The organism is Aliivibrio sifiae (assembly GCF_002954715.1).
Lineage (GTDB): Bacteria > Pseudomonadota > Gammaproteobacteria > Enterobacterales > Vibrionaceae > Aliivibrio > Aliivibrio sifiae.
Genome location: NZ_MSCP01000002.1, coordinates 290,058 through 308,142, shown reverse-complemented (window position 1 = coordinate 308,142; position 18,085 = coordinate 290,058). Strand labels below are relative to the sequence as shown.

Below are 18,085 nucleotides of genomic sequence, written 5' to 3'. Positions count from 1 at the left end.
AGTCCATTCACTTAATTGTTGAGATTTAATTTGATGTTTAGCTGAACAAGCACTAATCAATAGACAAAAAATAATGAGAAAACATCGATTAAAGTTAATCACAATACTTACCAAATACCAACGGGAACACCATGCTCATCAACATAATCTTGAGATTCTTTCTTTAATTCTGGGTAAACAAAATCATCAGCTACTTTATATTCTACGGCTTGTACTTTAAATTGAAGTTCATTATCAAAGCATCCGCCATTAAGAAATACGGAAATCATTCCATCAGGTGCTAAGCCTAATAATATATTATTTTTGTATGGTTTAAGCCTGTTACTCTTTCCACAACGTATATCATGGTACTCACGCATTTTATTTCGAATATCTTCAGATACTTTAATCGTTTTATTATATGTTTTTTTATTCGCTAATGAATGCCAGCGAATATAAAAAGAAGCAGGTAACTCTGTACTACTAATCGAATACCCTGAATGAAACCGCTCCCCCCCATCCCAACCTAAAGGATTTTCAGATTCCATGGTAGTTTTCCCTACCATTCCTCTCCATCCACCTTGTTTACGCTCTCCAACAATCAATAAAATATCACCCCTTACTGTGTAATATTTAGGTGAGATAGTCGAAATTGTCCACTCATCTAATGGCGGAGATTTAACTTGATGTTTAGTTGAGCAAGCACTAATCAATAGACAAAAAACAATGAGAAGAAATCGATTAAAGTTAATCACTGTTTTTACCAAATACCAACGGGAACGCCATACTCATCGACATAAGCTTGAGATTCTTTTTTTAACTTAGGATACACAAAATCATCAACTACTTTATCTTCTACTGCTTGTACTTTAAATTGAAGCTCGTTATCAAAGCATCCACCATTAAGAAATACAGAAATCATTCCATCAGGGGCTAAGCCTAATAAAATATTATTTTTGTATGGGAGTAATAAATTATAATATCCGCAGCGTATATCGTGGTATTCACGCATTTTATTTCGAATATCGTCGGAAATCCTAATTGCTTTATTGTAAGTGACTTTATTCGCTAATGAATGCCAACGAATATAGACTAGTCCAGGTAATTCAGTACTTTGAATTGAATAACCTGAATGATAACGCTCAGCACCATCCCAACTCAAAGGGCTTAAAGATTCAGTAGTATAATTACTAACTAAACCAGTCCATCCCCCTTCTTTCTTCTCTCCTGTAATAAGTAATATATCAGAAACAGCTATATAGTTTTTAGGGGATATAGTTGAAACTGTCCATTCATCTAGTCGCTGCGATTTAACTTGATTCTTAATTGAACAAGCAGAAACTAATAAACAAAGAATAATCAAAATATACTTATTCAAAATGGATACCCTTTCTGTTTTTTATGAGTCCAAATTTGTCGTTCACGCTCACCGTATTGATTAACCCTAGGTTTCATAGTGTACATCCCTGTATCTATAGCCCAATGATCTGAACAATGAATATATTTTTTTAAAACGTAAGATGATAAAGATTCGGGAATTTCTTTGATAATAGATAAACCTGAAATATTTTTTGAATGATTATAACAACCTTCATAATATGAGTAGAGTTCTGTTAATTTATCATCAAAATTTAGAATATTATTAGAGAGTGGCACCTTATTTTCAGTCGCTATTTTATGCATTAAATTAAATGAAAGTAGCTGAAGATCAGGTGAAATATCTCGCGTCATTGATAGTGTTGCTATAAATCGAAAATGCTTATTATTGAGTCTTTTGTTCAGTATATTATTTTGCGAAAAACAACTTGTAGAAACAACATAAGGTGAAAATTCTTTCATCATTTCGTCTATTTTTTCTACTGCTTTGTTATTAAATTTCTGTTCTGCATGCCAATCACCTTCAGTAATGGTACATAGGTATGGTTTCATAATCATCACACTATCAATCGGATCTTTATATCCACCACCGATATCTGAATGAACACCAAGTAAGGCGATTTCTTGATGCTCAGGAGCTACCGAATTAAGTGAGAAATTATCTCTACATTCATGATGTGCGGTAAAATGTACCACTTTATTAGCAATGTCTTTAGGCAAATATAAGTTTATACCATGATTATTTTCATCTGTTGTATCCAATAAATCTTTTATACAACCAATAGCAGCCACTGTATCGTACAACCCAATAAAATTAATATTTACTTTAGAAGAGCTATTTAATTGTAATTTCTCATATACCAACCCATCTTTTTTCTTATAAATTTCATTAGCAAAATGTCGAGCTGTCGCAGCACCTCGACTAAAACCAAAAATATCAAAACTTAATTTTATAAGGTGAATATTCATGCCTAATTTATTCAATTCTAAAAGAATAACATCAATAGCTTTCGCTGAAATAGCAATAACACCACGATCACCAATCCCTAATCCCATATCCGGAAAACGCTCATCCTCTTCTTGAGCCTTAGTTCCAACTCCTTCCATATAAATTTTATGCCCCGTGTTAATATCCGAAGTATATGATTTAAATAATCTCCCAATATTCGTAATCGAATTATCATAACTACCGCGGTTCCTTTTCGAAAATCCACCTAATTCTTCACATACACTTTGTATTTCATCCGGCACAAAACCGTCTTTTTCACACCGAGCACCAAAATCAGCGTTAAACGAATTGTTACCCGTTCCATCAAAAAAGACACCAAAACGAATTTCTTGCTTAGTAAAATCTAAAATTTCAATAACGTAGCTTTCATTATGAACAAAACTTAAATTTCCTAACTTTCCTTTATGGTGTTCTTCAGGAAAGTAATAATCAGGTGCTTTACTCCATAAATCACCCAGTGTAACTTGCTGGTATACCTTATTTACATCACCTTCTAAGCCACCTTTTTCTTCTTTAGAAAAATCAATAACTGGGGAGTTTTCTGATTCAACTCGCTTATCCCTGTCTTCAACAAGATCAATTAACTCTTGAGGCTCCATGCTAACTTTTATTGGGCCACTCGCTATATTCTCAATAAGGTTCGAGCCTGCTTTTAAAGTTATGGTTTGAATGGTTCCAACAGCGTCTTCAATGGTGACTTCAATGCCCTCATAAGGTTGATTATTTTCATCTCTGAAATCCAATTCAACCCAATTGGTTACTTTTTCACAGGGAATACAACGATCACTCATATTTCACTTCCTTGTTGAAGGGCATTACTCATTGCTAGCTTCCCTGCTTTTTTAACCGTATTTATTTGCTTATCATCCAGATACCAAGCATCAAAAACAGTTTGCTCTTCCCATTGTGTATTTTTAGAAAGCTGAATCATAGAATAAGCTTCTAATTCTTCGTTACTAAGTTGGTAAGATCTACCTTGCTTAAGAAATCCAATTAGCTTCAACTGAATATCAAAATTTAAGTTATAAACTGTTTTCATTAATTCAGGGAAACGCTGCCACGCTAAGCGTTCAACAATCCATGCGTGCCTTTTAAGTGAATACTGAGAATGGTGCTTTTCTATTCTCCACCATGGTTCAAGCTGATGAGTAAGCCTTGGGGCGCTATTCTTAAAACTAAAAGGGATGTCATTAGATATAATCTTAATCCGATTTGCCGTCCCAAGAAACGTTGATAATTCTATTTGGCTAAAAGCTGACAGCATCGGCTCTAAAACCATACGATCATAGTAACGAAATAAAACTAATTCACCATCAAGTCCTGCAAACGTTAAGCTTTTCCAGTGTTCTATTTGGGTTTCAATACTGTCGGAGTAATAAATAACAAACCCAGATGGTTGCCCTTGAAAGTAAAATAAAAAATCATCAGTAGGGTTAGGCAGCAACCATGGACCAATCTCTTTCTGTGCATCAAATTCAGAATCTAAATACAGAGGGAAAGCATCATTTCCACCAAAATGATAAAAGCGTTCAATAACATTCTTATCTTCAAGCGGATTAACAATAAGATAACTTTGCTCACGCATTACTTTATCCCTCACCACAAGACTTAACTGCGATTGCATTGAGCTTTTGAGCATTCTGCATTGAACTTTTTGATACTTTCATTGGCAGGGCGCCAGCTTTCTCTAACTCCTTCCCCATTGGTAACACCGCAGCTTTTCCTGCATAACCGCTGCCACTTCCTGCGCTACCACCAGAGTTTAGGTTAATGGCAGACCCAATAAGATGAACACCTGCGGGATCTATCTTCACGACACTACCGCCTGCTTTAATGGTTATTTCGGTTCCTGCTTCTAATACAATTTTTTGCCCTGCTTTTACATGTAATTCTGAGCCAATGTCCTCTAAGCGCTTTTTACCAACTTTACTATGAACAGAACCATTAATTTGATGATGGTAATCTCCTTTAATCGTTTCAAACTGACTGCCATTAACCGTCGTATTTCGATTGTTTTTTATCTCTTTATACTGATTGTTATGTACTATTTTGTGCTCATCATTAAATACTTCTACCGTTTGGTTGTTCTGTATTTGACTGTCCATGTCTTTGGCTGCATGAATATAAACTTGCTCGGCGTCTTTTTTATCTTCAAAACGTAATTCATTGAAATTCTCTCCACCGAGAGAGCTTGATGTTTTAAAGGTACTGCGTGTCTTGTGCTCAGGTAAAGTATAAGGGGGTTTATTATTACCATTGTAGAGAGACCCTGTAATGATTGGTTTATCTGGATCTCCATGAATAAAACTGACGATTACCTCGTGTCCTATTCTTGGTAAAATAAACTGACCATATTGATTACCCGCCCAGCCTTGAGAAGTTCGTAACCAACAACTGGTCTTTTCATTTCCTTGCCCATTTCTATCCCAATGAAATTGCACTTTGACTCGTCCATATTCATCACAATAAATCTCTTCATTTTCAGGTCCTGTAACAATCGCAGTATCTACATTATGAATAAGAGGTTTAGGCTCTGATTTTATTTTAAAAGGAAGATGCCAAGGCGAACAACGAAAACTGGCATGATAACTTGAACTCCCATCCGCTAACTCTTCAAGTACTTGCGGTTGTTGTCCATTATGAAAGACTTGCGTCAGTAGCCATGTATTATTCCATTCTGGATTTGGATGTTCTTGAATTGGTTGAAAATGGCCGACTGTCAATTGAGCGCAATCACTCTCTCCAATTAATTCTATTGTATTCGTTCTAGCCTGTTTCAATACTAATTCAGCCTGTTTTTTGGCACCTTCTGATGTATTTTTATTCGCTGGGTAATTATATTGCTCTAACCCTAATTCTGAGGCTTGATTCTCTTTATCATCTTGTTGATAAACGCCAATAGGATAACGTTGCGGAGTCTCAAAATGATAATCTGTCATTGATATCTTACCAACACTAACCTTTTGTTTTTTTGTTAATGAAGTAATGGTATTACCGTATTTTACCATTCCATTATCAGCAACAATACAAAGAGGTTGAAGCTCTGTATAGGCTTCAGGTCCATCAGATATAATGAGTTTAGAGCCCACATCAGTATGCTCAAAATAAGAAACTAATCCTTCTTCTGACATCAATCGCTGAATAAATCCAAAATCTGATTCACCATATTGCACACAATATTCACGCGGCTGATGAGCGTTAAATAATTCGATGTCAAAATGATTTGTTAAAATTCCAGCTTGTTGATAAATATCACTAATTATATCTGGGACGGTTTTATTCTGAAATATCTGAAAATTCGTTCGGTAATTAAGAAGTGAAAAAATAGGAACGAAACTCAGTTTATAAGTACTATAGCGAAATGAAGATCCTAACTGTTCTATAGACTCAATAATGCCATGTATATATCGAGGTATTAGCTCAGGGTCATTTTTATGATGAAGCGTCAAACAAACAGGTAACTGAAGCCACTCGCCTAATGCTAACTCAGAATCGTCACAAATAAAGGTAACATCAAATTCATAACCATCACCTAATGCCTCATGTCCAGAAAATGCATAGACTTGTAAAGGTATATCTATCGTGGCGACATTAATTTCAAACTGAGCTTGGTTTGCATCCTGCATAATGATTCTTCCTGAAACACAAATGTATATTCAACTCATATACCAACAGCACTATCACTAAATTATATGAAGTTAGTACAACTAAAACGCAAAAAGGGAGAGCCATCATAAACAGCTAGGGTTGTTTATGATAATGACTCTCCCGAAAATGCGAGTGGCTACGCTTTCATTGCTGTACGCCAGTCATCGTTACCTGATGTACCTGCTACTTCATGTGTCCAATCAATAGCACGGTATGTCATGAACACATCTTCTAAGTGTGTAAAGTGTGCTTGCGTTGGATCTTGACAGTTTGGCATTGACGCTGTGATATCAACAATAATTGCATCATGTAATACTGTTGTGAAGTAATGCTCTTGAGTACCAGTTGCAGAAGTACGGTACCATTTGATTTCTACTTTCGGCAGTTTCTCACCAGAGGTTAGTGCGTTATACATTAGTGGTGATGCTTTATCGAACACCTTAGTAATACGTACTGGCTTATGCACACGCTGACCTGTAGGCTGACCTGATTGAGGATCGCGAGGTAATAAAACTTGGTGCTCAAAACCTTGAACAAGCACTTCATCTTCATGACCTTCTTGGTAGATATTACCTACTGAATCTTCAGTAAATGTACCTGCAGTGATCAGTCCTTGTTTTTCGCCTTCGATGCGCATATAAGCTGGGGTTGGCATACTATCTTCCTTTTAAATAAAATTAATAAATGTTCCCCTTCCCTATAGCTAAAGTTGTGCCAATTTTAATTTCTATATAAATCAACAAGTTAATAAAACCAAAAATACAATAACAATAAATATCGTTTGAAAAGCAATCAAAGAATTTCAAAATACAATCAAACTAAATAACATGCCAACTTAAACTAAACGATATACGCAAAGAAAAATCTTCGACCCATATAGCAAAAGAACCCGTTTTCTATCTAGTTAACATTTCGAAACATTCTCTTCAAAAATAAATCAAAACCTACCTTTGCTCACACTCTTTTTTTAATTGGTACAGTATAAAGAATATACAAATATGAACTTAAAGGAGAATAAGTGAACGCCATTAAAGCGATGTTAATAGCCATGCTTGGAAGCTTTCGTGATCTTCTCCCTATTATTCTGGTCATTACTTTCTTTCAACTCGTAGTACTGCAAGAGCCATTACCAAACATTGGTTCTATCCTCTTTGGCTTGCTACTTGTGGTATTCGGCTTAACCTTTTTTATCTTTGGTCTAGAGATGGGCCTATTCCCTATTGGCGAATCGATGGCACAAGCCTTTGCCAGAAAAGGTAGCGTGGCTTGGTTATTATTGTTCTCTTTTTGTTTGGGTTTTGGAACCACCATTGCCGAGCCCGCCCTTACCGCGGTTGCAGCAGAGGCTGCTGAAGTCGCCGCCGAAGGAGGAATGATCCCACATACTGAAAACGATATGGATGATTACGCTAACGGCCTACGTTTAACTGTTGCACTCTCTGTTGGTTTTGCCATTGTAATTGGGGTATTACGTATTTTAAAAGGCTGGCCTATTCATATCATGATCATCGGTGGTTATATTACCGTGGTCGCTCTTACATGGTTCGCACCAGAGAACATCATTGGCATCGCTTACGATTCTGGCGGAGTAACAACATCGACAATTACCGTTCCCTTAGTTACCGCTCTTGGTGTCGGCCTTGCATCTACCATTAAGGGGCGAAACCCTATGCTTGATGGCTTTGGCTTAATTGCTTTTGCGTCATTACTACCGATGATTTTTGTCATGCTCTATGGGATGGTATTAGCATGAACAGTTTAACTCTATTTCTTGAAACCTTCTTATCAACCATTCGTGATGTATTACCAATTGTCGTTATTATCTTTGGTTTCCAATTTGCGGTATTAAAAAAACCAATAGCCAATTTACCTAAAGTCATTCTTGGTTTCTTTTACGTAATATTAGGATTATCTCTATTTTTAATGGGTTTAGAAATGGCACTCTTCCCACTGGGTGAATCTATGGCTGCTCAATTAACCGCACCTGATTTTATCTATGAAGGTCAAGACCTATTAATCCAAACATTTGATTGGGTTGATTACTATTGGGTTTACGTTTTTGCTGCCACAATTGGATTTAGCACTACCATTGCAGAGCCTTCCCTCATCGCCGTTGCCATCAAAGCCAATGCAGTTTCTGGTGGTAGTATTAGCATTAATGGATTGCGAATCGCCGTTGCTTTAGGTGTCGCCTTTGGTATCTCGTTAGGAAGTTATCGAATTGTGGTTGGTGACCCAATTCATTATTACATTATGGTGGGTTATGTCATTGTGGTTATTCAAACCTTTTACGCACCTAAAATGATCATTCCACTTGCGTACGATTCTGGTGGTGTCACAACCTCGACTGTCACTGTACCTTTAGTAACCGCACTAGGATTAGGTCTTGCTTCAACGATTCCCGGTCGAAACCCGATGATTGATGGCTTTGGGTTAATCGCCTTCGCCAGTTTATTTCCCATAATTTCAGTTATGGCTTATGCACAAATCAGTGCTTATAGAGCCAAAACAAAATCTAGTTCTCAAGAAAATACGAATTAATCGATTAATTTAGGAGAAAGCCGATGCGCTTTAAATTATTACTCGCTTTTGTAGAAGAAGCCAAAACTGATGCGGTTCTCGATGCTGCGCGTAATGCAGGAGCAACAGGAGCAACCGTAATTAATCACGCTCGTGGTGAAGGGCTAAATAAGAAGAAAACCTTTTTTGGCCTAACTCTTGAGGTTCAAAAGGATGTTTTATTGTTTGTAGTTGAAGAACACCTTGCTCGCTCTATTTTAGAAAAAATTAACGAGATAGGAGAATTTGATACTGAATCAGGTCAAGGAATTGCCATTCAAATTGATATTGAAGATGCCGTTGGCGTTGCTCACCAAGTCGAGACATTAACCAAGGTCGTTGAGGAAAAGTTATGAATAAAGTAAAAGTAGAAAATGTTATGTCCAACACCTATGTCATGGTTGATGGTTTAATGACGGTTGCAGAGGGAATTCAACTAGCAAAACAAAAACAGGTTAAAGCACTTATCGTAAAGAAACGTCACGATGATGATGAATATGGCATTGTTCTGATGAATGACATTGTCAAAAAAGTACTAGCTCAAAACCGTCCAACAGATCGTACTAATATCTATGAAATCATGACAAAACCAGCCCTTTCTGTCTCTCCTGATATGAACGTAAAGTACTGCGCTCGTCTGTTTGAGCGTTTTGGAATTAGTCGCGCGCCTGTTATTAAACATGGTGAAATAGTAGGGATGGTGAGTTACAACAATATTGTTTTGAATGGCATGGCAGATCTTAGTCATTAAGAAAAAGTGACTTAAAAACATGAGCCTTTAAGTCACTGTTATTATAATAAATTACTATTCTGTTTTTTGAATAATTAACGGTGCAAAATCCGCTGTGGCGTTGTTCCCTGCACCTGAATGGTCTGTGTATTCTGTATCTTTCATTATGGTATAGAACACATCAACAAAATCATCATCATTAATGAACAAATCATCAGGAAGCAAAGCAATGATTGCACTTGTCATTTGAGGGATAATTAAATAAGCCTGCGCTTCTTTATCTGGAATAGTCGCTAAAAAGTCACTTGCTGCTTTTAGAATAGTTTGCGCTAATTCTTTGTAATCCGTTTTATCATCTTGTTCCATCAAGATAATATCCGCCGCACCCCAACGATAACGCTGCCAAAAAATCATGATTTGATTTGCAGGGTAAGATTGCTCGGCGTAATCAAGATACGGCATTTCAATCAGATCAATCGTTGGTTCATCACGATCAGGACTGACACCAGAAACAATCGCATACACTTCTGCTTTACCAGAGATCCATGGTTCATGATCATCCTTTAGCTGAATTTTTTTCAATATAGTCGTATTGATTTCAGTTGGCTCTGCTGGTGCACTTTGCATCATAGAGTAACGAGCGATTTTTTGTGCTTTCGGCTGTTCTTGTAATGCTTTTAACTCATCACGCATTAACGCCAAACCAGCTTTTAGTTCTTCACGGTTATTGGTATCAACCACTAAAACAGGACGCTCTGGAATATCATAAATATCTAGGTAATGAACGTTGCCATCAATATCAAATGCTTCAATATATTGCCATTCACTTTCTGCCCCTTCAGGTTCAAAAGCAAATAATGGACTTTGCCCTGCCTGCCAACGAGCAAGCATACTTGGATCAGCAAGACGTAATTCCAACAATTCGTCAGTATAGTGCTGTAACCCACGAGATTCGATTTCAGTATCATTAGCCGCACTCATTGCTGCCATAAAAGTTCGAGCTTGAGGTTTGGGTTGAATAGGCAAATCAGATAAAGAGGCACTTAACTGGTACTGATTAATCGTACCTTTTAAACTCTTCTCTAATTGTGGAAAAGCGCGACTCAATTCCTGAGCTAAGTCACGTTTAGACACTTCATCTTGCGCATTCGCTGAAACAGGAGTCATCAAACAAAGTACGAGTAGCGCTGTTAATTTGTTCATACAGCATTCCTTTTTATAATTATTGTATTTATTTACATCCGTTTACATTTGTCCCTAAAGCCCACCTTAACAAAACCACAGAAAAATTAAAGTCAATACTCTAAAATAAATACTTAATGCAATATCTCACTATTGAAACAGATAAATATCAGGGGGGGGGGATTTCACCAAAAAGTGAAATTTACCTTTTGGCAATTTGGTCGAAAATGAACCAAACTATTCTATAGACGCTGATGAAATACGAAAACGCAGCAGTATTGTAATAGAAGGGTGTAAGCAGGTTGGCGACAACCATTTCGTTAAACATTGGGATGAGGCAGCATAATGACATTAGATACTTGGTTAATCTCGATTTCTAATTGGTATGAAGCAAAGCAATATGACCAAATAGAAGCGCTTGAAACACTCTTATACTCTGCGCCTAATTCGGTGTGGGGACCAACATTGACTGACGAGCAAAGTAAAGCAATAGCCTGTTGGTTAGATGGCAGTTTAAGAGTATTTGAACACACCAAGTATCATGACAAAAAGAAAGCATACCAAATGTTGCAATACGCCAGTGCAAAGTTAGAAGTGGCCGCCTTTAACTCTGCAACGGATATTGATATTAAAGATTGGTGCTTAAAACGATTACAACACCTCACGGTACTCAGCTTGGAGTTTTGTAATCAACAACAAGATCAATCCACATGGAATAAGAAAGCCCATTCACTCATTGAGATGCACGTTAAATTAATGGCGAGCCTTTCTTGGAATGAATCGTTAAATAGCAATAACGCATCAAATTTAATGACCCCCCATTAAATGTATTACCTTATAAATTAACCATACTAAAACAATAAAAAAGCAGTAGGTGCTAGATCGTAATAATAAGCCCCTACTGCTTTTCTGTTTAGACTAAACGTGCCCAACTTAGGTACAGCTATAACGTTAACTGCCATCTCTGTAATGGCGCTTTGGTGTTTATTCCTACTCTGCCCCAACGATCAACCGCATCGACAACTAATACACGATCCATTGGTAGCAATGCTTGCATCTGTTTGTTTGGCTTTTGAGTTGTGATAATCCAAACTGAATCGTCTTCTTCAATTAATTCTTTCAACTGTGCTTTATCGTCTTCAGTCCACTCAAGAGCAGGTTTTGTTAAGCGATCAACCACAAACAATTGATTGCCAGAGGCAAAGTCTTCTAACTGCTCAGACAGTAAAATAACCGAGTCGATATCATTATCTAAAATCACTTTTTGTTGCTGGTTAATTAATTGACGCACCGACAGCATAAACTGCTCTTGGTTTTTTTGGATCTGCTCTGATTTATCAGGCCAGATACGTTGAAAATCATCACTAACAATCGCTACCATTCGGATTAAATTTGTTGGGTTTAACCATGCGTATTTTGAAGTCGAGCCATCAGATAAACGTAATGCTGCCACACCTTGTGCGCGAGGAGTAATTGCTTGAGAAGCATCGACTTCAATAATCTGAATATTGCTGTATCTTGCGTTCACATAAAGAGGATCATCAGCCCATACCGCACCAATCGTCACAACCGCTTGGGCTGTTTTTGCTGAATCTTGAACGGTTTTTACCCCTTTAGTGGCAAACCAATTGGGTAAACGCTCAATCCCATAACGATTTGGTGGTAAATATTTTGTCGTTAATGAGGTCTCTTTTAATAGCTCGCTTGATAGCATATACGTCACAGGGGTTGCCGTTAATACATCTGCTGCGATTGCTGCTTTCATATTAAATAGTGAGGCTACACATACACTAACAATCACTATCCATTTCATTGAATTCTGTTTCATTTCTTATCCTATCTATACTTATGTTCTTCGATTATTCATGAGTTCTATTCTATTAATTCTTACGAAGAATTCGGTAGCTCGTCGCAAGTAAAAAGAAGAAAGCTGAAACAATAATAATTGCTGCCCCAGAAGGCACTGGCAGCTCTAATTCCATTGGTAATACGGTGCCAATCAAGCACGATATTGTCGCTAATAACGCAGACATCAAGACAAAACTGCCCATGTTCTTAGTTAACAATCGAGCCGTCGCACCAGGTATGAGTAATAACGCGCCAACTAAAACCGCACCGACAATTTTTACCGATGCAATCGTCACAAGAGTAATCATCATCACAAACAGGTAGTCATAAAAATTGGTTTTGTAGCCACGAACTCTGGCAATATCAGGGCTGATACAGGTTAATAAAATACGATTAAACGTCGGAATTAATACCACCACTATCAATAAACAACTGCCCGCTAAAATCGCAATATCTTGATCCGTCACCGTTAAGATGGAACCAAACAATACGTTCTCTAGCATGTGAATATTAATTTTACGTGCTACGTACATCAGTAATGCTGCACCCACAGCCAATGCCAAGGCAAGGAACACCCCAACTAACGTATCGTAAGGCACATTGGTTCGGTTTCTCACAAAATGCAGTAACAAAGCAAAGATCATACAGAAACTAAATAAGCCGATAATTGGATTCTCTGCGGGCTCTCCCAATAACACGCCTAACGCGATACCTGTTAAGGCGGCGTGACCAACGGCTTCAGAGAAAAAGGCCAAACGCTTTGCAATTACTAAGGTTCCTAATCCACCTAACAATGGTCCTAAAAGGATGGCAGCAACAATAGCATTGACCATAAAGGCATATGAAAAACTGTCACTTAAAAAGCCTTGCTCGACGCCATATAACGCCCAATGACGAAACAGTTCCATTATGCAGCCTCTCCATTATTAGTTTTCGCCCCATCATACTGAGCACTTGCACCCGTATAATGATTGAATAAACGCTCAATTTTCTCAGGCTTTAATACTTCTGAATAACAGCCTGAATCAACTAAATTACGATTAATAACATGAACGTGAGCTTTAAGACGGCGAACAGCGGTAACATCGTGGTGAACGGCCAATACCGTTTTACCTTGCGCGATAAATTCATGCATTAAGGATTCAAGATAACGAACCCCGTGTTCATCCATTCCTGTTGTTGGTTCATCAAGAACAAGTAGATCCGGATTATCCAATAACGCTTGTGCGAATAACACGCGCTGTTGCTCACCACCAGACAGCTGTCCCATTCGACGATCGGCACGGTTAGACATGCCAACACGCTCTAACTGTGCCATTGCAAATGCTTCTTGGCTGCTTTTCTTACGCCATAGTGCACTTAAGAACAAAGGCACTCGTGTTTGATTAAGTAAAATGAAATCTTTCACCGTTAGTGGCAAGCTAGATTCAAAAACGGCTTTTTGTGGCACATAACCAATCACCCCTTTCTGCTCTGCCCACTCAATATTAATTTCACCCTGAAACGCGGTTAATCCTAAAATTGAACGCAATAACGAGGTTTTACCACCGCCATTAGGCCCCATCACCACATGGCATTGACCGGCTTCAAAGTGTTGGTTCACGCCCTCTAGAATGGTATTTTCACCATAAGTTAACCCAACATTGGTTAACGAAATTGCTGGTCCTGACATTATTTAGCGTCCTTATCTGCAGCAAATTTCATGGCTTCGATTAAGGTGTCTAAATTTGATTTCATCTCGATTTCAACTTTATTGTCTTCATAAGGGCCATGCGTCATGTGAGAAAAACGATACAGCTGAACACCAGTCGCCTCTTCGATTGTGTCGACAAAACGGTTTGGCATGTTCAATTCATAAAATAAAACATCAATGTCAGATTCACGGATCTTTTCAATCGTGCCTTGCAGTTGGCTCGCACTTGGCTCTACGCCGTGAGCGGGTTCAATGACTGCAGCCACATCCACACCAAACTCTTGAAGAATGTAACCATACGCATTGTGCGTAGTTGCGACCTTCATACCCGCCGTATCTAATTCACCCAGAGAGAGCATTGCATCACGCTTCATTAATCGGAATTTTTTCGCGTATTTACGTGCATTTTTACGGTAGAACGAGGCATTTTCAGGATCAATTCGAGATAACTCATTGGCAATGGTGTAAACCTTTTGAATTGTTGTAGATAGACCAACAAACGTATGTGGGTTCACCGCCCCTTTACCGACCGATTGCCCCATTGCTGGTAACAAAGGAACGTCTTTATTGGCTTCTAATACCATTAACTTGCTGTTATTTGCTGCCGAAATTACTTTTAACGCAAAGTCATCATGCCCAATGCCATTAACAACAATCACATCCATTTTATTTAAACGTTTTAAATCGTTTGGTTGAGGTAAATAATTGTGTGGATTAAACCCAGCATCAACCAAAGGAAGAATTTCTGCTTTGTCACCCACGACCGCTTTCACATAACTGTAATAAGGCTGTAAGGTAATACCAATCACCAAAGGTTTTGTTGCCGACATCGCCGACGAAGAAAACAAAGAAAGTAAGCTAAGCAGAACAAAAGAACGTACGTATAAAATAGATTTCATCATTATTATTTATCTTTTATTGGTATCAATTTAAATGAGAGTCATGAGCAGGGAAGATAACTTGTACCCACTGCTGTTGAATGAGTTCGCTTTCATTCCAAGAGATTGAATCAGGGGAGATAGACGTAGACATCAATTCATGGTGCAGCCAAAGCTCAATATCATCGCCTTTCGCGTTAAAAATGAATGACGCAGACCCTTCTTTTTTAGAGGTTAAGCCTAAATAAATGCCATTGCCTAAATGCTGCCATTGGTGCTTTCCTCGGCGCTCCCAGCTTTGGTCTTGTACAAAAGGAGGCAACCACTCATCGGCTAAATAAGCGATATCTGGCCATGTATTTTCTTCTGTTGATTCAGCCTGAATATCGTAAATTTCTTCATAGGTTAAACGTAGCTCAGCAATCATAGCTAAATCGTCTTGCGCTAAATCGGTGATAAGAACTTGGTGTGATTCAAGCTTTACGCCTTCATCGTTCGATTGATGATATGGCAACGCGACCACCGCAATAAGCAAAATGCACCCAATAATGAGTGCGATCCATTTGCCTTCTGCGCTTCCATTATCTGGAGTAACAGATTGAATGATCATTTCTCTGAGATCTCAACAACATCGACTTCAACAGGACTTTCATGTCCAGAATCAAACACCAAATAAAAATCCGTTTCAGGATTCGTAAATTCCGCAATTGAACGTTTATCTGTGGTTACTTTTGCAATCAAATTATCATCGTAGTCATACATATTCACATCGTAATCAACGGCTTTACTGCCATCACTGTAGCCTGTTTCACACAGCACTAGATCCGATTCAAACCAACAGCTCATTAATGGAAAATGAGCAAAACTCGCAGAAGAAAAAAGAAGAGAAGAAACAAAAATGGTTTTCAGGTTTAATTTAGCCATGGATAAATCTCGATAAAAAAGCACCACAAACCTTTATGGAAAGCGGTGCTAACTGCATTATTGAAGTAGAGCTTCAAACGTTAAGTGAACATTTACACTTGCTTGTTCTGCAAGTGGGTGGTCTTTCAGCTCACCTTTGTAATTTGATTTCATCAGGTAGCGACCCGCAGTTTCAGGAGTAAACGTGATTTTTCCCTCTTTATCACTCACTACATCAATTTGTTCTTGATGATTGCGGTATAACGTTCCTTCACGAGTAATGTCAGCCGTAACACCCGCTTGAGGTTTACCATTAAAGAAGAATTGGAAAGTCACTGGCTCGCCTTCAATAATGTCAGACGGGTGAGTTAATGGTTTAAGCTCTAACAAGATATTATCAAGCTTCATCGCTTCTGTTGTTGGCTTGCCCACCGTTACATAGCTTTCAGCACGAGTGAAACTCACTTGACTTACCACATCACGCGATTTTTTAGGCAGCACTAAATCACGGTCGGCTTTGGTCGCTTTAATCCATTTAACCGTATCACGACGACCCGCTTTATATTGGGTGTAGTAAGTTGGTTCATTATTAATACGAACTTTATGAGTGCCTTCTTCTTCAAAATAGAAGTCGAACATTGAACGACGTTTGCCTTTAACGACAAAGTTTGGACGCTCAGTACGACCATCTGGCATCACAACCTGCGCTTGATCACTGCCCGCAGGTTTGTCAAATACAAACGTTCCGTGTGACGCAGTCACATCAAAGGTAAGCCAATCACCGCCTTCTTTAGATACTGTAAAATGAGAAGGCAATACCCAACGAGGGTGTGCGTTAGCCGTCGTTGCAGCCAATAAACCTACAGCCATCACGCCGGTTAATACTGCCGCTTTGAACTTACTGTTCATTAATGTTGTTTTCATAATGTGTTTAATTCCCTGATAAATAGACATCTAAATTATTTTTTATAATGAATGGTGATTTCGCCAGTCTCTTCTGTTGGCTTTAATTGGTAAGTCATATCACTATTCGCTAACGTCATTTTTTGACGTAAATAGTTACGGCCACCATGCTCGCGAACCACTTCGATATGTAACGTATAGTCACCTTGTGGTAGCGTCTGGCCTGAGTCGTCTTTTCCATCCCAACTGAATTTATATTTTCCTGCTGGTCGAGTTGCAGAAGTAACAGCATCAACTAATTCACGATCGTAACGACCGACTTTGCGCCACCAACTTCTTAGATCTTTTAGCCACTCATCTTTACCTACCCACAGCTCAATCGTTTTTACTGATTTACGTTCGCTGTTTTCAATCCACACCGCCACATAAGGACGCGCGTACATGGTTGTCGTAATCGTCGGAAGCTCAAAAGTAACATCGACTTTCGCACTCTCAGAAATAGTCGCTGAATTAACCAAAAGAGGCGTCGTTACTATCATCGCTGCAATTGAATGACGTAAATAGGTAGAGAGTGAAGCCATTGTGATGTCCTTATGGATACAAGATAAAAGGGTTAAGGTACGGCAATAAAATACAATGCAAGCGTGATTGATGAGCCAAATGCCATCCACTTCATTGATGTCATCAGTGTTCTTTTTTTCGGTAAAATTAAGCACACGCCCGTAAGTACAAAAAAGACCATTAATAGCGCGGTAATATCAATGAATGCCTTCCAGACCTCACCGCTGTTTCGTCCTTTGTGTAAATCATTTAATAACGCAACAACGCCATAATTTGAGCTTTCGATGTCTGCTATGCCTGTCGTTAAATCAATATAAACAGACGCGTTATAACCCGGCCCTTTATAGTTTAATGACAATTCACCCTCGACTAATTCACCGTCTTCAACCTCGGTAAAAACATCGATATTAGAAGGCGTTCCAGAGAGGTCGGAATGCTGATTTAAGTAATTAAGCAAAGCGGCAGTGTTTGGTTTATTCCAAAGAACGTGGTGTGTTTCATCTAGAGAAAAAAGCACATCACTAGGAACAGAAATAGTGGTGTTTTTGATGTCTGGAGAGCTGCTGACAAACCAATCAGGGCGATTTAGCGTGATCCCTGTGATCGAGAAAAATAAGACAACGAGTAGAAGCGCCATTGATACGTAGACATGTAAGCGACGCGCCCACAATTGTACTTGTTTATTTTTAAGCAGCATGAATAGACAGGATCAATTAATTATAATGGATGCCAATGTAATTGATAATGATTTGCGTTGACATTCAATTTACATTATTTACGTTTGTGGAAATTGTTAACGTCTATATTTATTGAAG

Annotated in this window: 21 protein-coding genes and 1 pseudogene; 6 read left to right on the top strand and 16 right to left on the bottom strand. The window is 38.3% G+C overall.

Going from position 1 to position 18,085, the window contains the following annotated elements:
* Positions 1 to 107: 107 nt before the first annotated feature.
* The 6 genes from BTO23_RS12710 to BTO23_RS12685 form a co-directional block, all read right to left on the bottom strand.
* A complete protein-coding gene (locus BTO23_RS12710) occupies positions 108 to 734 on the bottom strand; it encodes a DUF2931 family protein (RefSeq protein WP_105063704.1) in 627 nt (208 codons plus the stop codon).
* A 5-nt stretch (positions 735 to 739) separates the two neighbouring features.
* Entirely contained in the window at positions 740 to 1,357 is a 618-nt protein-coding gene (locus BTO23_RS12705; protein ID WP_105063703.1) for a DUF2931 family protein, read from the bottom strand.
* Positions 1,354 to 3,156, bottom strand: a complete 1,803-nt coding sequence (locus BTO23_RS12700; protein ID WP_170066739.1) for a T6SS phospholipase effector Tle1-like catalytic domain-containing protein — start codon at positions 3,154 to 3,156, stop codon at positions 1,354 to 1,356. Before BTO23_RS12700 ends, BTO23_RS12705 begins: the two co-directional genes overlap by 4 nt.
* A complete protein-coding gene (locus BTO23_RS12695) occupies positions 3,153 to 3,950 on the bottom strand; it encodes a DUF4123 domain-containing protein (protein WP_105063702.1) in 798 nt (265 codons plus the stop codon). Before BTO23_RS12695 ends, BTO23_RS12700 begins: the two co-directional genes overlap by 4 nt.
* A gap of 4 nt (positions 3,951 to 3,954) precedes the next feature.
* The gene (locus BTO23_RS12690) at positions 3,955 to 5,991 is read right to left on the bottom strand and encodes a type VI secretion system Vgr family protein (protein ID WP_105063701.1); all 2,037 of its coding nucleotides are present in this window, start codon (positions 5,989 to 5,991) and stop codon (positions 3,955 to 3,957) included.
* A gap of 158 nt (positions 5,992 to 6,149) precedes the next feature.
* The gene (locus BTO23_RS12685) at positions 6,150 to 6,668 is read right to left on the bottom strand and encodes an Hcp family type VI secretion system effector (RefSeq protein ID WP_060992100.1); all 519 of its coding nucleotides are present in this window, start codon (positions 6,666 to 6,668) and stop codon (positions 6,150 to 6,152) included.
* Between the two features lie 363 nt (positions 6,669 to 7,031).
* Here BTO23_RS12685 and BTO23_RS12680 point away from each other — a divergent pair, with 363 nt between their 5' ends.
* Genes BTO23_RS12680 through BTO23_RS12665 form a run of 4 tightly spaced genes read left to right on the top strand, consistent with a single transcriptional unit; the run spans position 7,032 to position 9,323 of the window.
* A complete protein-coding gene (locus BTO23_RS12680) occupies positions 7,032 to 7,766 on the top strand; it encodes a DUF1538 domain-containing protein (RefSeq protein ID WP_060992099.1) in 735 nt (244 codons plus the stop codon).
* On the top strand, positions 7,763 to 8,554 hold the full coding sequence (locus BTO23_RS12675) for a DUF1538 domain-containing protein (protein WP_060992098.1): 792 nt from the start codon (positions 7,763 to 7,765) through the stop codon (positions 8,552 to 8,554). The genes BTO23_RS12680 and BTO23_RS12675 overlap by 4 nt, the downstream gene beginning before the upstream one ends.
* A 23-nt stretch (positions 8,555 to 8,577) precedes the next feature.
* Entirely contained in the window at positions 8,578 to 8,928 is a 351-nt protein-coding gene (locus BTO23_RS12670) for a P-II family nitrogen regulator (RefSeq protein ID WP_060992097.1), read from the top strand.
* Positions 8,925 to 9,323, top strand: a complete 399-nt coding sequence (locus tag BTO23_RS12665; protein WP_105063700.1) for a CBS domain-containing protein — start codon at positions 8,925 to 8,927, stop codon at positions 9,321 to 9,323. Before BTO23_RS12670 ends, BTO23_RS12665 begins: the two co-directional genes overlap by 4 nt.
* Before the next feature lie 54 nt (positions 9,324 to 9,377).
* Here the strand turns inward: BTO23_RS12665 and BTO23_RS12660 are convergent, their stop codons facing one another.
* On the bottom strand, positions 9,378 to 10,505 hold the full coding sequence (locus BTO23_RS12660; RefSeq protein WP_105063699.1) for a DUF3103 domain-containing protein: 1,128 nt from the start codon (positions 10,503 to 10,505) through the stop codon (positions 9,378 to 9,380).
* Positions 10,506 to 10,683: 178 nt separating this feature from the next.
* Between BTO23_RS12660 and BTO23_RS21500 the strand changes: the two are divergent.
* Positions 10,684 to 10,830 (top strand): annotated as a pseudogene (locus BTO23_RS21500) (ABC transporter ATP-binding protein); the annotation flags it as partial.
* Entirely contained in the window at positions 10,830 to 11,309 is a 480-nt protein-coding gene (locus tag BTO23_RS12650) for a transcriptional regulator (protein ID WP_105063698.1), read from the top strand. The pseudogene BTO23_RS21500 and the gene BTO23_RS12650, both read left to right, overlap by 1 nt.
* 118 nt (positions 11,310 to 11,427) lie before the next feature.
* On the opposite strand, the gene BTO23_RS12645 is transcribed toward BTO23_RS12650, so the two are convergent.
* The 9 genes from BTO23_RS12645 to BTO23_RS12605 form a co-directional block, all read right to left on the bottom strand.
* Positions 11,428 to 12,312 (bottom strand): metal ABC transporter substrate-binding protein, encoded by an 885-nt coding sequence (locus BTO23_RS12645; protein ID WP_105063697.1) that lies wholly within the window; start codon positions 12,310 to 12,312, stop codon positions 11,428 to 11,430.
* 52 nt (positions 12,313 to 12,364) lie between these two features.
* Positions 12,365 to 13,240, bottom strand: a complete 876-nt coding sequence (locus BTO23_RS12640; protein ID WP_105063696.1) for a metal ABC transporter permease — start codon at positions 13,238 to 13,240, stop codon at positions 12,365 to 12,367.
* Positions 13,240 to 14,004 (bottom strand): metal ABC transporter ATP-binding protein, encoded by a 765-nt coding sequence (locus BTO23_RS12635; protein ID WP_105063695.1) that lies wholly within the window; start codon positions 14,002 to 14,004, stop codon positions 13,240 to 13,242. Before BTO23_RS12635 ends, BTO23_RS12640 begins: the two co-directional genes overlap by 1 nt.
* Entirely contained in the window at positions 14,004 to 14,927 is a 924-nt protein-coding gene (locus tag BTO23_RS12630) for a metal ABC transporter solute-binding protein, Zn/Mn family (RefSeq protein ID WP_105063694.1), read from the bottom strand. The genes BTO23_RS12635 and BTO23_RS12630 overlap by 1 nt, the downstream gene beginning before the upstream one ends.
* Before the next feature lie 22 nt (positions 14,928 to 14,949).
* The gene (locus tag BTO23_RS12625) at positions 14,950 to 15,513 is read right to left on the bottom strand and encodes a DUF6162 family protein (protein ID WP_105063693.1); all 564 of its coding nucleotides are present in this window, start codon (positions 15,511 to 15,513) and stop codon (positions 14,950 to 14,952) included.
* A complete protein-coding gene (locus BTO23_RS12620) occupies positions 15,510 to 15,827 on the bottom strand; it encodes a hypothetical protein (protein WP_060992088.1) in 318 nt (105 codons plus the stop codon). The genes BTO23_RS12625 and BTO23_RS12620 overlap by 4 nt, the downstream gene beginning before the upstream one ends.
* Before the next feature lie 57 nt (positions 15,828 to 15,884).
* Positions 15,885 to 16,715, bottom strand: a complete 831-nt coding sequence (locus tag BTO23_RS12615) for a DUF4198 domain-containing protein (protein ID WP_105064265.1) — start codon at positions 16,713 to 16,715, stop codon at positions 15,885 to 15,887.
* Between the two features lie 50 nt (positions 16,716 to 16,765).
* Positions 16,766 to 17,248, bottom strand: coding sequence for a DUF2271 domain-containing protein (locus BTO23_RS12610; RefSeq protein ID WP_245922145.1), 483 nt, complete (start codon positions 17,246 to 17,248; stop codon positions 16,766 to 16,768).
* A 74-nt stretch (positions 17,249 to 17,322) separates the two neighbouring features.
* Positions 17,323 to 17,967, bottom strand: coding sequence for a PepSY-associated TM helix domain-containing protein (locus tag BTO23_RS12605; protein ID WP_105063691.1), 645 nt, complete (start codon positions 17,965 to 17,967; stop codon positions 17,323 to 17,325).
* Positions 17,968 to 18,085: the final 118 nt, after the last annotated feature.

What these genes read in the sequence shown, in the direction of transcription:
- BTO23_RS12700 (WP_170066739.1), bottom strand. Translation starts at nt 3,156, where the DNA reads ATGAGTGATCGTTGTATTCCCTGTGAAAAAGTAACCAATTGGGTTGAA.
- BTO23_RS12695 (WP_105063702.1), bottom strand. Translation starts at nt 3,950, where the DNA reads ATGCGTGAGCAAAGTTATCTTATTGTTAATCCGCTTGAAGATAAGAAT.
- BTO23_RS12690 (WP_105063701.1), bottom strand. Translation starts at nt 5,991, where the DNA reads ATGCAGGATGCAAACCAAGCTCAGTTTGAAATTAATGTCGCCACGATA.
- BTO23_RS12685 (WP_060992100.1), bottom strand. Translation starts at nt 6,668, where the DNA reads ATGCCAACCCCAGCTTATATGCGCATCGAAGGCGAAAAACAAGGACTG.
- BTO23_RS12675 (WP_060992098.1), top strand. Translation starts at nt 7,763, where the DNA reads ATGAACAGTTTAACTCTATTTCTTGAAACCTTCTTATCAACCATTCGT.
- BTO23_RS12670 (WP_060992097.1), top strand. Translation starts at nt 8,578, where the DNA reads ATGCGCTTTAAATTATTACTCGCTTTTGTAGAAGAAGCCAAAACTGAT.
- BTO23_RS12665 (WP_105063700.1), top strand. Translation starts at nt 8,925, where the DNA reads ATGAATAAAGTAAAAGTAGAAAATGTTATGTCCAACACCTATGTCATG.
- BTO23_RS12660 (WP_105063699.1), bottom strand. Translation starts at nt 10,505, where the DNA reads ATGAACAAATTAACAGCGCTACTCGTACTTTGTTTGATGACTCCTGTT.
- BTO23_RS12650 (WP_105063698.1), top strand. Translation starts at nt 10,830, where the DNA reads ATGACATTAGATACTTGGTTAATCTCGATTTCTAATTGGTATGAAGCA.
- BTO23_RS12645 (WP_105063697.1), bottom strand. Translation starts at nt 12,312, where the DNA reads ATGAAACAGAATTCAATGAAATGGATAGTGATTGTTAGTGTATGTGTA.
- BTO23_RS12640 (WP_105063696.1), bottom strand. Translation starts at nt 13,240, where the DNA reads ATGGAACTGTTTCGTCATTGGGCGTTATATGGCGTCGAGCAAGGCTTT.
- BTO23_RS12635 (WP_105063695.1), bottom strand. Translation starts at nt 14,004, where the DNA reads ATGTCAGGACCAGCAATTTCGTTAACCAATGTTGGGTTAACTTATGGT.
- BTO23_RS12630 (WP_105063694.1), bottom strand. Translation starts at nt 14,927, where the DNA reads ATGATGAAATCTATTTTATACGTACGTTCTTTTGTTCTGCTTAGCTTA.
- BTO23_RS12625 (WP_105063693.1), bottom strand. Translation starts at nt 15,513, where the DNA reads ATGATCATTCAATCTGTTACTCCAGATAATGGAAGCGCAGAAGGCAAA.
- BTO23_RS12620 (WP_060992088.1), bottom strand. Translation starts at nt 15,827, where the DNA reads ATGGCTAAATTAAACCTGAAAACCATTTTTGTTTCTTCTCTTCTTTTT.
- BTO23_RS12615 (WP_105064265.1), bottom strand. Translation starts at nt 16,715, where the DNA reads ATGAACAGTAAGTTCAAAGCGGCAGTATTAACCGGCGTGATGGCTGTA.
- BTO23_RS12610 (WP_245922145.1), bottom strand. Translation starts at nt 17,248, where the DNA reads ATGATAGTAACGACGCCTCTTTTGGTTAATTCAGCGACTATTTCTGAG.
- BTO23_RS12605 (WP_105063691.1), bottom strand. Translation starts at nt 17,967, where the DNA reads ATGCTGCTTAAAAATAAACAAGTACAATTGTGGGCGCGTCGCTTACAT.